This is a genomic window from Paenibacillus sp. VTT E-133280, from assembly GCF_002264385.1.
Lineage (GTDB): Bacteria > Bacillota > Bacilli > Paenibacillales > Paenibacillaceae > Paenibacillus_AQ > Paenibacillus_AQ nitricinens.
Genome location: NZ_NFUX01000108.1, coordinates 1 through 14,354 on the forward strand (window position 1 = coordinate 1; position 14,354 = coordinate 14,354).

The window sequence follows — 14,354 nt, forward strand, 5'->3', positions numbered from 1 at the left end:
CGGTGTTGGTGTTGGTGTTGGTGTTGGTGTCGGTGTCGGTGCTGTTGTTGGGGCTGCTGTCGGTGCTGAAGATGGAGTAAGGATCAGGTTGTCCAGATTCACATTTCCAGTATCACCAGCATCATATTTATAAGTAATTGTGTTAGCGCCAGCATTCAAGGCCAGCGTTTCAATCTTTGTGGACCATGTGTTCCAGTTGGCTAGATTAATAAGCGAAATTTGCTTTATTTTCGTCCCATTTACATAAATGCTAATTGTTTTTGTGCTGCCTGAAGCATTTGCATATTTCAATGCAGCATCATAGTTTCCAGCAGAGACCACATTGACACTAAATGCAGTCGTCGCTCCTTGCGCTAGATAACCATCTACAAAACCGGTTCCGGTATAACCAGTATGGTCTGTATTAACTTTTGCTCCCCCGGATAAAGAGGCGTTTTCTGCTTCATATCCTGTCGTTGGAAGTGTTGTAGTGCTGCCATAAATCTCAAATTCCGATAACTGGGCTGCTGACCATCCTGTATTTGCGGTGAACTCCAATTTAACATATCTGGCGCTTGCAGCCGTAAAGTTAATGGTTACAGTATTAGATCCGCTTTCAGGATTAAATGTATAATTGGCTGAGGTAGCTAAGGTAGTGTACGTTGAGTCATCTGAGCTCCCTTGCACCGACAAGGTTTGGGTTCTTGCTTCCCAGTTCGTCGGTAGTTTTAGAACGACCTGATTGACGCTGTTTACGTCACCTAAGTCCACTTTAATCCATTGCGGGAATGCGTTGCTTGCACTTTCCCAATACGTTCCTTGGTTTCCATCATTAGCATTAGCTGCTACGTATACATCACCAAATGAGCTTGAAGTAATCGTCTTCCCTTGGGCTAAATTCCCCGCCGCTAAACTCACCGAGGGATATAACGCTAATTGACCTACAAATAAAATGACAATTAAAAAATACATCACTGCTGACTTACCCATAATTTTTTTAGAAGCTGCTATCATTAGAGAACCACCTCCCAAAGATTTTGTGAAGCTATGCAGCTATTAAGAATACGCTTTCAAAATAGTATTGTTATAGACATTCGCCTCCTAAAACTGATCTGATAGTGTTCCGACGAAACTTAACAATCACTCTCTATTATTAGCTGCCAGTCATCCTCCTGTATCCTTGACTCTCACTTTAACAAGTCTCTGAGATGTATCAAGTGATTGACCATAACTAACTAATAATGGTAATAATATAAGTTATAGGTAGATATCCGTCGATGGCGATTTCTATGCTTTCTATGTGGGATATTACGTTCAACAAAACAAAAGCCTCAGAGAAAACAGCGGGGATGAAATCCCTTAGCTCTCTGAAGCTTCGTGTTATACATTAAATCTAGCTACCAAACCCTGCAGTCCACGCGCCATCGTACTTAAATTATTTGCTGAAGAAGCAATTTGTTCGACCGAAGCCATTTGCTCTTGCGAGGCTGCTGATACATGCTGTGTACTCGCTGCAGTTGTTTCTGAGATCTGCGTGACGCTGCGAATCGATTCCACGATCTCATCCGATGCCGCCGTAATCTCCTCCACCGCACCAGATACGTCCTGAACCTGTTCAGCTAGTGAATCTATAGATACGCGAATCTCACTAAAGGAACGACCCGCTTCCTCAATAATTTCCGTACCTCCCTTTACTTCACTCATACTGCTCCTCATGACTTTCATGGCATCATCTGCTTCACTTTGAATCCCACTCGCCATTTCTGCAATTTGATTGGCGGATTCTGCGGATTGCTCCGCAAGCTTTCGAACCTGGTCAGCAACTACAGCGAAACCTCTACCCTGCTCACCAGCGCGCGCCGCCTCAATGGTCGCGTTTAAGGCCAGCATATTCGTCTGCGATGCGATTCCTTTTATGACGCCTACAATAGTGCTGATCTGCTGAGATCGATTCACAAAGCCTTGGACTTGCTGGGATAAGGACTGAATGGAACAATTAATCGATTCCATCTGCTGTCCTGCAGCCTGAATGGATTCATCTCCAGCGATGGCAAACGCTGCGGAACGATGGGAGGCTTCGGATATATCCTGCACGCTGGCAGCAATTTGTCCGATTCCTAGCGATATTTCCGAGATTGTAATCGTATTAGTCTGTAAATCATTCATCTGTTTAGCGGTTCCCGAGGCCACTTCACCCATAATATCCGATATTCGTTCTGTAGCACCTGCCGTCACTCCACTATCTGAAGTAAGCTTAGAAGAGGAATCTGCTAAACGATTGGCTGATAGCTTGACCTGTTCAATCATCGTGCTCAGATTATCTGTCATTTTATTAAAATTAGAAGCCAGCTCACCAATCTCATCCTTAGAACGGACGCTCAGCTTACGAGTAAGATCGGCATCCCCATCGGCAATCTCCTTCAGCTGTGTGTTCACATCACGAAGCGGTTTAATAATTCTCCCAGAGATTAAGAGGGCAAGGATGACGGCGAGAATGACTGACAAACCGGTCACACCCAGGCTAGTAATCAAGGCGTTGTTGCGATGCGAATCTGCTTGACTCTGCCCATTCTGAATTTCCTCCATGAGCATATTCTGAAACACAATCTGAGATTCGACCATAGCATCTAGAGATAGATTCGTGAACTTCTTCTGCGCTTCAGGGAAATTACCCTCCTTGGCTAAGGCAAACGCTTCCTTCAATACTAGTAAATAATCATTCCATTTAGTCTTTAGTTCTGTTACACCTGTTAGTTCAGCTTCGCTTAATTTCGCACTCTCCAGCGCTGTAATCGCATTCTCAATCAATGGAAGCATTTTTTCATACTGAGACAAATAGGACTTTCGTTCCTCCTCTGTGTTGCTCATCACATAACGGGCACCCAGTTCGTCTGCTGTACGAATCTTATCCGTTAAGTCTTGAACTAATGACAGCTTGTCCCAGTTATGATTGACCTGATCTGTCAGTAAGGTAACCTTACCTTGAAACAAAGTGTTTCCGGCTATAGCGACTAAAAAGACTACAATTACCGCAGCAAAGCCTAGGACTATTTTTCCACGAATACTTCTGGTCATCGTATTTCCTCATCTCTATGTATGTATATCTACTTGGTACTTTTATCCTACTATCATTTTCTTAAGGCACTCTGAATTTGAACTGAATATTTGCTTAAAAAAAACAAAAAGACCCCTACTTCCGGCCCAGGCAGGAACTAATGGTCTTCAGAGATCTTTTTTTATTCGTATAAATTTCCATTTGCCAGCTCAGCGAGCTTGGATTCATCAAGCACACTTAGGCGTCCTCGATTTCTTGTAATAATTCCTTCATCAATAAAACGACGTACGATTCGATTCAAATGCCGATAGCTTGTACCAAGCAGTTCTGCTGTTTCTATAAGGCTGGAGGTTCTAATCTCCTCCACTCGTCGGTCTCCGTTTTTATCAGCGAATAAAGACATCAAATAACTGGCAAAGCGATTCTCCACCGGATACAACAGGTTAAGTGCGGAGGCTTGGCCGAGCGTATGCAATTTATGACTAAGTTCTCCTACTAGAAAACGGAGCAACGCTGTATTTTCCTCAAGCTCTCTCAGCAGTAATCTTCTCCCCGCAAAAAGAATCAAGCTCTCACCCACAGACTCCACTTGATTCTTAACAGGAAAGCGATGAAGCAGCTCCACATCCCCTATGACTGATATAGGATTTGTAAACCGCACCAGCATAGACTTGCCGTTTGGCAGCAGCGTCTGAATTTTGAGCTTGCCCTCGACTAATATGAACATTCCATCCAATTGATCTCCAACCAAACATAGCTTTTCTTCATCCGTATAACGTCTCAATTCCATTTTGTAAGTTACTAGCGGACTAAATATTCCATCCAGACCGTTCTTCACTGCCAAGGCACGGACTGCCTCACGGTCATTTATCGTCTGCATGTTGTGCCCCCTCAAGTGTTTGCTCAAATAAGTGTAATTTAGAATACCCCACAAAAAAAGGACATATGTCCTTTTTAAAGAGATATCCTAAAACACCTCACATCACAACAGAGTCCACACTATATCGGATCATATTCACTTTGTGATCTTGTAACCAAAATTCTAAACTCCGATAATTGATTTTATCCACATACCCGATAATATCAGCCCCTTGTTCCCCTCTTTTATAATAAGAAGAGCCGTAAGCTTCAATCACAGCATCAGCAGAAGATCCCACATGAATCCCTCTGCTAGTGCTCATCTTCTGATCGGAATAGACGCTGATTAGAATGATTTGGTGATCACCACGCGCAGTAGCTACTGTTGTCTTGTTATCCAAATTATAATATTGATACCGTTCAATGTCATCACGTGGTTTAGGCACCTGCTTGAGTGATTCGAGGCTCTGAAGCAGCTGAATATCTCCCAGTCGCTCCTGTTCTAGATTACTGCTGGATACACGAGAGTAATGACTTTGCCTTGGTGCATTATATAAATAGATATGATAAATCCCATAACTTAAACCTACCACAATAAAAATGATAATAAATGACCAACCTTTACTAAATGGCTTCTTCCTCATTGTCCTCACACCTTTTTCTAACCTTTACTGTGCAAAATATTTCTCCAGCTCGCGCTGTGCCCGATATTCTGGAAAATTAAAAGACTGCCAATTGCGCTCTCGTTGTGCTCCGTTCCACCATTCGTTTTTCAAAAATTGATCCAGCATCCCGTCTTCCTTCCGGCTGAACTTAATCAGAGAAGGGATGACCTCCGGTGATAGACCGACCAAATAATCTGCGTCCAGCTTACCACTTACCTCATAACGCTCCATATTCTTATTAGCAATAATGGCATCCATCCCGATATAGTTCATTACCACATAAGAGGCCAGACCTAGCACAATATAACATTTAGCCAGCGGCAAACGTGGAACGGCTATCCGCACAGCGGCAAGAATCAACAGCAATCCCATAAAAATCATAAATGCATGAACCAGGAATCGAATCGTAGTATAACCATACGCCTCTTCATACAGCGTTAATCTACTAAAAGCGGAATACAACATGACTGTGGAACAGCCGACCAAGATATACAGCAGAATATTAATGACTTTTTGGAGCAGCCCGCCCCGCTTTTCTTCCGATCCCACAGCCAGTAATAAAATCACAAAATTAATCGTGGTCACCATCATTAGTTCGAAAAATCCACTGCGAGCGTAATCAGCATAGGAACTCCCCTCTGGCACCATCCCTTCCCAAGCTCCAAACAAGTAAGAAAATTGGACGATTACGAACAGTACATATACCGTGTTAATAGCTATAAGAATTGTCGTCATAATTACTGGATCAATCTTAAAGGCGACAGGTGCCAGCGCAGGACCATACTCCTTTGGCTGCACATTCCAGTCATAGATCTTCGAGTCCACAAAACCCCACACTAAACCGAAAAAAACCATACCCAACAGCAGTATCCACAGCGTCCGCACAATAATTTCACCAAATGAAATTCGATCCAGCATATTTGGCAGCCAAATGAGCACATGATGAAACACACCATCGGCCGAGGCCAGCAGGGTAATCACAACAAGCAATATCGGTAAAGAGATCGCAAGTCCTGTGAACACTTTCCCCAGCACTTGCTTGCGTTCATCCTTCACCTTACTATCACTGTTACTTTTAATGTCCTTGAACACCGTACCCCAGTGACGAAAATTCTGTGGAAGCAAATGCTCGAGCGTATCCCAAAGTATTTTGAACTGACTCCAAGAGGGGCGTTTATCACTTAGTAAATAAGTCATATGTAATAAAATGAGCACTGGAATTACTAAAAGGTTGAGCCCAAAGTAGAATAGATTATGAAATAACACATAGGTCAACGAGAGTAGGAAAATCGCTCCGAACCAGAAGTAACTTATTTTAGTGAGTTTACGCAGCTTAGCCTTAGCGTAATAAAGCATATACGCATAAAATAGACACACAAAGATAGGATAAGAAACACCCGGCAAATTTCCATAGAACAACAACTGATGAACAATCGCCAGAAAGAAGGCAACAATTAAAGCGGCAAGTGATCGATTAAGATTAGGCTTAGGCTTAAGCTCCGTTTCATCGGTCATGGTAAACACCCCCATATTTTTACTTTCTTATCCTTATTTTAAATGATAAAATAAGAAAAAAAAGAGAAAGAATTTTTTAATAATTTCCTATTTTACGAAGGGATCTAAACCATGAAGCTGCATAGCCAATATTTAAAACTACACTCTCAGTTTGGGGGAGCGACAGAAATCTCAGTTACGATGGATGAACTAGCATTGACCTTCGGATGTACACATCGTAATGCCATGCACATTGTAAATAAAATGATACAGCTCGAATGGGTGCAATGGATACCAAAGCGTGGGCGCGGAAGTCGTTCTTTGTTACAGTTCCTTGTCCCTTCTGAAGAAATTGCACTTCAATCTATGATGCAGGCCATCAGCCGTAAAGATGTTCACAAAGCCATTGAAGGCATCAAAACCCATGCCAGCTCTTCCTCGCTGCAGGATACCTTACAAGGTTGGCTGCTGACCTATTTTGGTCATCATTCCGAAATCCGTAGTGACAAACAGATTGATACCTTGCGGCTTCCCATCACCCAGCAGCTACATACCTTCGACCCGCTTCATATGAATCTATTGGCAGAGTCCTTTGTTTCCAGTCATGTCTTCGACGGATTAGTGAGACGCAGCGGAGAGCGGGATAAGATTGTACCAAGTCTTGCTCATGCCTGGGAAGTGGATGAGAGCCGTACGATTTGGACTTTTTTTCTACGCAAAGAAGTGTTGTTCCATCATGGAAAAGTACTGACTGCAAAAGATGTAGTCTATTCCTTGGGACGGCTGATGCAAACCTCAAAGCGGACACTCTATAGTTATATTTTCAAAGAAATCCAGCAAGTTACCGCGCTAAATCCATCCACCGTTCAAATTACGCTTAAACAGCCCAATGAGCTATTTCTCCCTTTCTTGTGTACGAGTAGAGCGGCAATTGTTCCGCGTGATTTAGAAGGCATGGACGAACCTAGTTTTGGCCGTAGACCGGTGGGGACAGGACCATTTAAGGTTGTGGACATGAATGAGGACACTTGTGTACTGGAGGTTTTTCCTTATTACTTTCAAGGACGAGCTCATTTAGATCGAGTCGAAATAATGTATGTTCCGTGGGATACTGAGTCTGGTTCCTCCGATACTAGCTCAGCTTTTCATGTGATTCAGAATCCTTCATCCACCAATTCTTCTTCTTGGAGCCGGATTCATTCAGAGTCCTACATTCGTAAATTTGTTACCTGCAACACGCAAAAAAAAGGACCGCTTAGCGACCCCCTTCTTCGGGCAAAGATCGTATCCTGTTTAAAAGATGATTCAGTGTCTGTATCGCATAAGTCGATGGAAGACCATGAGGTCACCTTGCAAATAACTACCATTCCGCAATATGCTAACGATGCTGATTGTATTGCTACTAAACTAGAGCATCAAGGTTATCCCTGTACGGTTGTTTCCGTGTCTCCAGAAGAGTTTAAAGGCCCGGTTCGGCTGGAATCTGACCTGATTGTTTTCTCTTTATTTCGTGATGAGGATGAACAGCTTCGTTTATTTGATTTATACCTCACGCTCTCTCAACATATAGAACCACATACCCGTGCAGATATTGAAGGCTGGCTCTATACCATTGCAAGAGAACCCAATCCTGAAGCTAGATCTGAGAGCTTTAGGATTATCGAGAACCGTCTTCTTGAGGAGCATCATCTACACATCTTGTATGAAAAACCCACCCAAACTGCTTATCTCCCCTCTGTCCGAGGCGTAAGCTTTAATAGTCAGGGCTGGGTTGATCTTCGACATGTATGGTTCCCGCCGCTGCTCTCCAGCGGCAGCACTACATGATATACGCCATATTCCTTTAATTCCCGAATCATCGGAGCCCTTTTCCAATCAAATTAGCAGAAATTGGCTCCCTCCCGATTTCTCTTGCCCAGACGGACAACTGTCCGACATGATGAATCTCATGAGCGATCACATGACGCATCACTTCACCCCAAGTATCAGTCACGACCCGGCCTTCCGCCAAATGATCCTCAAAAATATTTTGCTGCAAGCCCGCATGCCAAGAAAGTACAAAGGGTTCTACATCGGCCCGAAATTTCGCATCCAGTTCTCTTACCTGCTGCAAAGACTTGTAATGCTCGAATTCCTCCTGAAAATCCGGTTTACCTTGCAATACTTGAATCCAGCTCCACTCTACATCAACAATGTGAAAGAGAGTCTTCAATATGCTGCCTACGCCACCCGTACGTGCCCCAAGTAGCTCTTCCTCAGAAATACTCTCACACCACTCGTACCATTGTTCACGAACCATCCAGTTATATTTAAAGAATGTTTGCAAATCAAGACCTCCTTTTAATGAGAGCTTAGATGTTTCCGGTAACCTTCCACCTTCTCATCTCTATATCCTAACGACTCATAAAAAATATGCGCTTCCTTACGCTTCTCTCCAGAAACTAAAATGATATAGAAACAATCTTTCCCACGGGCCATTTCTTCAATGGCGATCATCAATTTTTTACCAACACCTTGACGACGAGCCCGCGAGGAAACGACCACATTTTCAATCACCATAAACGGTTTACAATCCCCTATTAGGTCATGACAGAGAATCCCCATCACAGACCCCATCAACTCCCCATCCACAAAAGCGCCCAACAATATGTATCGATGATCTGCCTTAATCACTTTAAATACTTCTTCGAATTTGTTATGATCCGATGGTTGATCCATCAGCTCCTGATATAAATCACCAAGTTCATGAAGAGACTCCACTTCTATTTCTTTAATAACGACCATGAATGTTCAACCTGCTTTCTTTAATTCAAGAAATTTTTTCATATATGCTCCACTATTTACGAACCTTCAGTTCAAATTCATCCTTCTGCCCATCCCACTCTACAACAACCCTAATAATCGAGTCCTCGTGTTCAAACGCCCCACTTCCAGCTCTTTCGGACTTCAACTCACTTTTTCTTACTCCCTTAACATCTTCTAAGGTTTTACTTCCTCCACCTGATGTTCCCTTGAAGCTATATTTAAAAGAACTGATCTTATCGAGATCGGTAAGTTCACCTTTATACTTAAGCTCGAAGGTTGAATCAAACCAGGTTTCATACTCTGACCTTACGCCCTTTTTATCGATGAACTTCTCAGTCGCCTTTTGAACATATTCTGCCGACCAAACGTCTCCTTCACCTGAGAAGGTATAATTATGCTTATAGGTAGTTGTATTGCAGGCAGCAAGAAGAACTATGATTATTCCAGACAGCATCAGTGCGGATAGCTTCTTAATCATTAAAGATCCCTCCCGGTTCTGATAAAAAGCGAATCGTAACGGTTGTCCCCTTACCTTTAGAGCTATTATAATAAATTTCCCCGCCATATTTTTCTACAATATTAAAGCAAATCATTAATCCTAAACCGGTTCCATTACTTTTTAAGGAATAAAAAGGTGTGCCCAGCGACTTAACCTCAGCCTCGGACATCCCACTACCTTCATCTGTGATCATGATCTCGATAAAATTATTATTTCTATTTGCTATGACGGAGACTGATTTCCCTACATCCGAGGCTTCCAGCGCATTTTTTATAATATTAATGAGCAACTGCTTAAACTCAATTTTATTAATGGAAATATAACAGCCTTCCTCTACCTTTATATCGATTTGGTTATCAGATAACATGGCATAGGAATGAAGCAGACCCGTAACACTTTGAAGGACATCCTTCACATCTACTTTCTCTAGTCTTTGATCTCCATTTGGTTTGGATAGGGTTAGAAATTGAGAGATAATCTGTTCTACTGTGTTTAATTCATCAATCATTAAGTTGAATTTACTTTTTTTAGAACCATCAAATGAATCGTCCTCTTTGAACAATTGCAAAAAACCTCTAACCACGGTTATTGGATTTCGAATTTCATGTGCAACAGCAGCTGTTAATTGTCCTACCATCTTTAACCGCTCGGATTGCTGTAATTGTTCATAATACAGTTGCTGCTTTTTCATCCGTTTAAATGATAAATGGAAAATGAAAAATAATAATGCTTGAACAGCTATTATATTTATAATGTTGCCAATAATGTCATGATGTAAATAAGTATATAATTCACCTTTGTCAATAAAAATGACATAACTAAAAGTAATTACCATCAATATTCCATTTATAATAAAGGAAAAGTAAAACAATTTTAAATCGAAAAATAGAATAGAAAGTGCAGGAATAAGGCAAATCAAAATATAGGTGGTCCAAGTTTGTGGATATAAAAAGAAAAGCGTATAGAAGTAAGCAAATCCAAAAAGAATGATGATCTTTCTAAAAGTATATGTCTCATACTTAGGATAGATCCATAAACTAATGGATAGAATCATCACGCACAAAAAATGTACAATGTATCCAAAATTAATTCCATTCAACTCTGTTGTAGACAGTATTAATCCAGATATCATAAGGGTAATGTTTAATAACATTACAATGTAATAGATTTTTCGATTCACCTGACTGTAAAACTCTTTCATGAATTCACCACTTCTATATTAATTTAACCCTTTTTTTAAATACTACCCTCTCTAGAGGCAAAATTTAAGGGCACCCAATTGGATGCCCTTTCTACATCTCATACATTATTGTAATTATATCAGCCACTTTACTAAAATGGGAATAAATACTTTTAGCCCTAATTATGATACGCCACAACCTCTCAGTTATGTGTCAATCTATAAAAAATAGACTGCTCTCTCACTAAGCAAAGCAGTCCATTTATAGTATCGCTTTTATTCCATATCCTTATCAATATCCTTAGGGATCCGGCGGGCTACATCCGTTGCAATAGCTGCATGGATCACTGCCAGACGCACTAACTCTACCACTTTTTCGTTAAAAATACTTGGAATTACGTATTGCTCATTAACCTCATCCGGATGAACGACTGAAGCAATCGCTTTTGCCGCGGCTAGCTTCATTTCAAGGTTCACTGTTTTTGCTCTGCAATCCAGGGCGCCACGGAAGATCCCCGGAAAACACAGCACATTGTTGATCTGATTCGGATAGTCACTTCTACCTGTCGCTAATACGCGAACAAAAGGCTCGGCCAATTCTGGTTCAATCTCCGGTGTCGGATTAGCCATTGCAAACACAATGTTATCGCTGGCCATACTCTTGAGATGATCGACCGATAGAATCCCGCCACGCGACACCCCAATAAAGACATCTGCTCCCTGCATAACCTCCGTCAGTCCACCTTCAATACCTTCCGGGTTAGTTGCATCAGCAAGCTTCCGCCATTCCTGATTATCATACTGAAGATCTTTTCTAAGAACACCTTCACGATCTACCGCGTAGATTTTGCGAGCACCTGCCGCCAGAAGCATATTACAGATGGACACACCAGCCGCACCTATACCCACAACGACAATTCTAACATCTTCGATAGATTTATTTACTACTTTAAGCGCATTCAAAAGACCTGCCAAAACTACAACAGATGTACCGTGCTGATCATCATGAAATACCGGAATATCCAGCTCTTCGGCAAGCCGACGTTCAATCTCGAAACAACGCGGAGAACTGATATCTTCTAAGTTGATACCCCCAAATCCAGGAGATACTGCTTTAACGATATTAATGATTTCATCTGAATCTTTAGTATTTAAGCAGAGTGGAAAAGCATCGATGTTCGCCAATTGCTTAAACAGCATAGCCTTACCTTCCATAACAGGCATAGCCGCCTCCGGTCCGATATCTCCTAGTCCAAGTACAGCCGTTCCGTCTGTAACAACGGCTACAGTATTCCGCTTCATCGTCAACGAATAGGCTTTGTTTGGATCTTCGGCAATCGCCGTACACACTCGGGCAACTCCCGGAGTATACACCAGCGATAAATCCTCCCGATTTTTGATAGGCATTTTTGGTGTGATTTCAATTTTTCCGCCAAGATGAGCAAGAAAAGTTCGATCTGATACATTAATTACTTTGACTCCTGGCATCTTCGATAGTATAGACATCATTTCTCCATTCGAGGCATCTTGCACGTTTATTGTTATATCTCGAGTTGTTACATCCTTACCTGCACGAATCACGTCAATAGCGACGATATCTCCGCCTGCAGTGGCAATTCCTGAAGCAACATCACCAAAAGAAGCAACCGATTTCCGAATTTCGAGCCTGACAATCATCGTTGTTGCAATAGCCATGAATTAGCCTCTCTTTCTTCAACCCTAAGATTTCAAATACACTATACTATACCATTTAAACAAACTTTCTTCCTATTGAATAGATCACCTTAGTATTTTTCTTAATATAGTATTTCCTTCGGCACCAGGACCAAATACATCAGGGATCGTAGCAACGGGCACAAAGCCATTTTTACCGTAAAAAGCAATCACATCAAAATCTTCTGCATAGGTCAGCATAAGTAAACAGTAAGCTCCTCTACTCTTAACAACCTTTTCTACATGCTGAAGTAAAATACCTCCTATTCCTTTTCTACGATGTTCTTTACTTACTCCAATGTCTAAAACTTCAGCTCTTGCGCCAAGCGCGGGAATACCAATCGGTGCCTCCTCATGCAGAACGGCAACAATACCAAAAGCATCGCATTGTGCATTCTCATGATAGGCATAAAACAACGCCCCTCGCTGAAAATGTGATTGTATGCGACGTCTCAACCACTGCTCATGGTTACGATTGTTTCTATCCAGATGGATATGTTCAACCTCTGCTAAGAGATCCAAGTACGGCTCGATCTCATGTTCACGAATTAATTTTATAATAGACATTCAACAATTCTCCCTCAAAAACAAGTTATGTATCAGCAGTCTGAACTTAACATGTCCACTGCACAAATAACATGGAGAGTTTGATTATAATGTTGCAATACACATTTAAAAAGTCCTTCACGGAGTCTCACTTGCGTTATATCATAGACAATGACAAGTTAATTGGGCAGAATAAATATTATATAAATGCCTCACCTATAACGTAGTTGAAGGAGCTTACACTTATGACAGAATCATTTCAAGCCTTGGTTGTCGACAAAACAGATTCATCGTTCTCCGTCGCTGTTAATCCAGTTACCTTAGACGATTTACCCGCTGGAGAAGTCTTAATAAAGGTTGCATACTCCAGTGTGAACTATAAAGACGGATTAGCCAGTATCCCTAACGGGAAAATTGTAAGATCCTACCCTTTTATTCCAGGCATCGACTTATCCGGTATTGTGGTCTCTTCCACAGACGATCGGTTCCATGAAGGACAGCAAGTCATTGCAACAGGGTATGGTATGGGTGTATCTCATTTTGGAGGATTTAGCGAATATACACGAATTCCTGCTGCTTGGATCACCCCAATTCCGGTAGGACTTACACTAAGAGAAGCTATGATTTATGGTACAGCTGGACTAACTGCAGCCTTGTCCATTCAAGCTCTGGAAGACAATGACTTAGCACCAGACAAAGGCAAAGTACTGGTAACGGGAGCGACCGGTGGTGTGGGTGGATCGGCTATCGCTATGCTTAGCACAAAAGGCTATAGCGTAGTGGCCAGCACTGGTAATAAAGAAGCTAACGAATATTTGAAAACTCTTGGCGCGGAAGAAGTCATTTCACGCGAAGATGTTACAGGCGGATCTAGCAAACCATTAGAGAAGCAACTATGGCAAGGTGCTGTAGATTCCGTTGGCGGAAACTCACTTGCGTCGATTTTGAGTAAAATCTCCTACAGAGGTTCTGTTGCTGCAAGCGGCCTGACCGGTGGCACTTCTGTTCCAACTACCGTCCTTCCCTTTATTCTTCGGGGGGTTAACCTGCTCGGTATTGATTCCGTAGAGTGTCCTGCTGAGCTACGCGAAAAGGTGTGGACACGGATGGCGACTGATTTGAAGCCTGCACAGCTTGAGAACCTTGTAGATCGTGAAGTAACCTTGAATGAACTGCCACAAGCATTGGAAGATATTGTGCAAGGAAACACACGAGGCAGAGTGCTTGTCCGTTTATCTTAAGCCCTAGCAAGAAAACCTCCCGGGAGATTTTAGTCAAGACCCCATTTTATAGACACTGAAAAAAAGCCCTAGCCAATAAGCTGCTTCCGGTACTGAACCGGGGGCAGCTTATTTAGTTTTCGTTGTGGCCGATGTTGGTTATAAAATCGAATGTAATCTTCAATTTTCCTTTGTGCCTCATCCATATTTCGGATATCATAAGGATAGAGTCCTTCCGTTTTGAGATGCGAGAAGAAGCTCTCCATAGAGGCGTTGTCATAACAATTGCCTCGGCGAGACATGCTGATTCGGGCGCCAACCTTTGGCAGCATGTCGTGGT

14 protein-coding genes are annotated in these 14,354 nt (G+C 42.1%); 2 read left to right on the forward strand and 12 right to left on the reverse strand.

Going from position 1 to position 14,354, the window contains the following annotated elements; all coding sequences use genetic code 11:
• From CA600_RS28890 to CA600_RS28910, 5 genes are all read right to left on the reverse strand, one after another.
• Positions 1-993: galactose-binding domain-containing protein (locus CA600_RS28890; RefSeq protein WP_143812225.1), on the reverse strand; the 993-nt coding region annotated here is incomplete at its 3' end.
• 366 nt (positions 994-1,359) lie between these two features.
• Positions 1,360-3,054 (reverse strand): methyl-accepting chemotaxis protein, encoded by a 1,695-nt coding sequence (locus CA600_RS28895; RefSeq protein ID WP_094874558.1) that lies wholly within the window; start codon positions 3,052-3,054, stop codon positions 1,360-1,362.
• A gap of 161 nt (positions 3,055-3,215) precedes the next feature.
• Positions 3,216-3,914: a Crp/Fnr family transcriptional regulator gene (locus CA600_RS28900; protein WP_094874559.1), complete on the reverse strand. Its 699-nt coding sequence runs from the start codon at positions 3,912-3,914 to the stop codon at positions 3,216-3,218.
• Positions 3,915-4,011: 97 nt separating this feature from the next.
• Positions 4,012-4,536: a hypothetical protein gene (locus tag CA600_RS28905; RefSeq protein WP_094874560.1), complete on the reverse strand. Its 525-nt coding sequence runs from the start codon at positions 4,534-4,536 to the stop codon at positions 4,012-4,014.
• A gap of 24 nt (positions 4,537-4,560) precedes the next feature.
• Complete coding sequence (locus tag CA600_RS28910) at positions 4,561-6,072, reverse strand: DUF4153 domain-containing protein (protein WP_094874561.1); 1,512 nt, start codon at positions 6,070-6,072, stop codon at positions 4,561-4,563.
• 111 nt (positions 6,073-6,183) lie between these two features.
• Between CA600_RS28910 and CA600_RS28915 the strand changes: the two genes are divergently transcribed.
• Positions 6,184-7,878, forward strand: coding sequence for an ABC transporter substrate-binding protein (locus CA600_RS28915; protein WP_094874562.1), 1,695 nt, complete (start codon positions 6,184-6,186; stop codon positions 7,876-7,878).
• A gap of 28 nt (positions 7,879-7,906) precedes the next feature.
• Here CA600_RS28915 and CA600_RS28920 read toward each other — a convergent pair whose 3' ends face one another.
• The 6 genes from CA600_RS28920 to CA600_RS28945 form a co-directional block, all read right to left on the reverse strand.
• Positions 7,907-8,377 (reverse strand): DinB family protein, encoded by a 471-nt coding sequence (locus CA600_RS28920; protein ID WP_094874563.1) that lies wholly within the window; start codon positions 8,375-8,377, stop codon positions 7,907-7,909.
• Positions 8,378-8,391: 14 nt separating this feature from the next.
• Positions 8,392-8,835: a GNAT family N-acetyltransferase gene (locus tag CA600_RS28925; protein ID WP_094874564.1), complete on the reverse strand. Its 444-nt coding sequence runs from the start codon at positions 8,833-8,835 to the stop codon at positions 8,392-8,394.
• Positions 8,836-8,887: 52 nt separating this feature from the next.
• The gene (locus CA600_RS28930) at positions 8,888-9,334 is read right to left on the reverse strand and encodes a hypothetical protein (protein WP_094874565.1); all 447 of its coding nucleotides are present in this window, start codon (positions 9,332-9,334) and stop codon (positions 8,888-8,890) included.
• A complete protein-coding gene (locus CA600_RS28935; RefSeq protein WP_094874566.1) occupies positions 9,327-10,556 on the reverse strand; it encodes a sensor histidine kinase in 1,230 nt (409 codons plus the stop codon). Before CA600_RS28935 ends, CA600_RS28930 begins: the two co-directional genes overlap by 8 nt.
• Before the next feature lie 255 nt (positions 10,557-10,811).
• On the reverse strand, positions 10,812-12,230 hold the full coding sequence (locus tag CA600_RS28940; protein WP_076298432.1) for an NAD-dependent malic enzyme: 1,419 nt from the start codon (positions 12,228-12,230) through the stop codon (positions 10,812-10,814).
• 84 nt (positions 12,231-12,314) lie between these two features.
• Entirely contained in the window at positions 12,315-12,815 is a 501-nt protein-coding gene (locus tag CA600_RS28945; RefSeq protein WP_094874567.1) for a GNAT family N-acetyltransferase, read from the reverse strand.
• A gap of 224 nt (positions 12,816-13,039) precedes the next feature.
• Between CA600_RS28945 and CA600_RS28950 the strand changes: the two genes are divergently transcribed.
• Positions 13,040-14,035, forward strand: coding sequence for an acrylyl-CoA reductase family protein (locus tag CA600_RS28950; RefSeq protein WP_094874568.1), 996 nt, complete (start codon positions 13,040-13,042; stop codon positions 14,033-14,035).
• Positions 14,036-14,103: 68 nt separating this feature from the next.
• Here CA600_RS28950 and CA600_RS28955 read toward each other — a convergent pair.
• Positions 14,104-14,354, reverse strand: a 251-nt coding sequence (locus CA600_RS28955; protein ID WP_143812226.1) for an IS3 family transposase, incomplete at its 5' end; no start/stop codon positions are given.

Excerpts from the sequence above, each read along its gene's own strand:
- CA600_RS28895 (WP_094874558.1), bottom strand. The coding sequence starts at position 3,054 with ATGACCAGAAGTATTCGTGGAAAAATAGTCCTAGGCTTTGCTGCGGTA.
- CA600_RS28900 (WP_094874559.1), bottom strand. The coding sequence starts at position 3,914 with ATGCAGACGATAAATGACCGTGAGGCAGTCCGTGCCTTGGCAGTGAAG.
- CA600_RS28905 (WP_094874560.1), bottom strand. The coding sequence starts at position 4,536 with ATGAGGAAGAAGCCATTTAGTAAAGGTTGGTCATTTATTATCATTTTT.
- CA600_RS28910 (WP_094874561.1), bottom strand. The coding sequence starts at position 6,072 with ATGACCGATGAAACGGAGCTTAAGCCTAAGCCTAATCTTAATCGATCA.
- CA600_RS28915 (WP_094874562.1), top strand. The coding sequence starts at position 6,184 with ATGAAGCTGCATAGCCAATATTTAAAACTACACTCTCAGTTTGGGGGA.
- CA600_RS28925 (WP_094874564.1), bottom strand. The coding sequence starts at position 8,835 with ATGGTCGTTATTAAAGAAATAGAAGTGGAGTCTCTTCATGAACTTGGT.
- CA600_RS28930 (WP_094874565.1), bottom strand. The coding sequence starts at position 9,334 with ATGATTAAGAAGCTATCCGCACTGATGCTGTCTGGAATAATCATAGTT.
- CA600_RS28935 (WP_094874566.1), bottom strand. The coding sequence starts at position 10,556 with ATGAAAGAGTTTTACAGTCAGGTGAATCGAAAAATCTATTACATTGTA.
- CA600_RS28940 (WP_076298432.1), bottom strand. The coding sequence starts at position 12,230 with ATGGCTATTGCAACAACGATGATTGTCAGGCTCGAAATTCGGAAATCG.
- CA600_RS28945 (WP_094874567.1), bottom strand. The coding sequence starts at position 12,815 with ATGTCTATTATAAAATTAATTCGTGAACATGAGATCGAGCCGTACTTG.
- CA600_RS28950 (WP_094874568.1), top strand. The coding sequence starts at position 13,040 with ATGACAGAATCATTTCAAGCCTTGGTTGTCGACAAAACAGATTCATCG.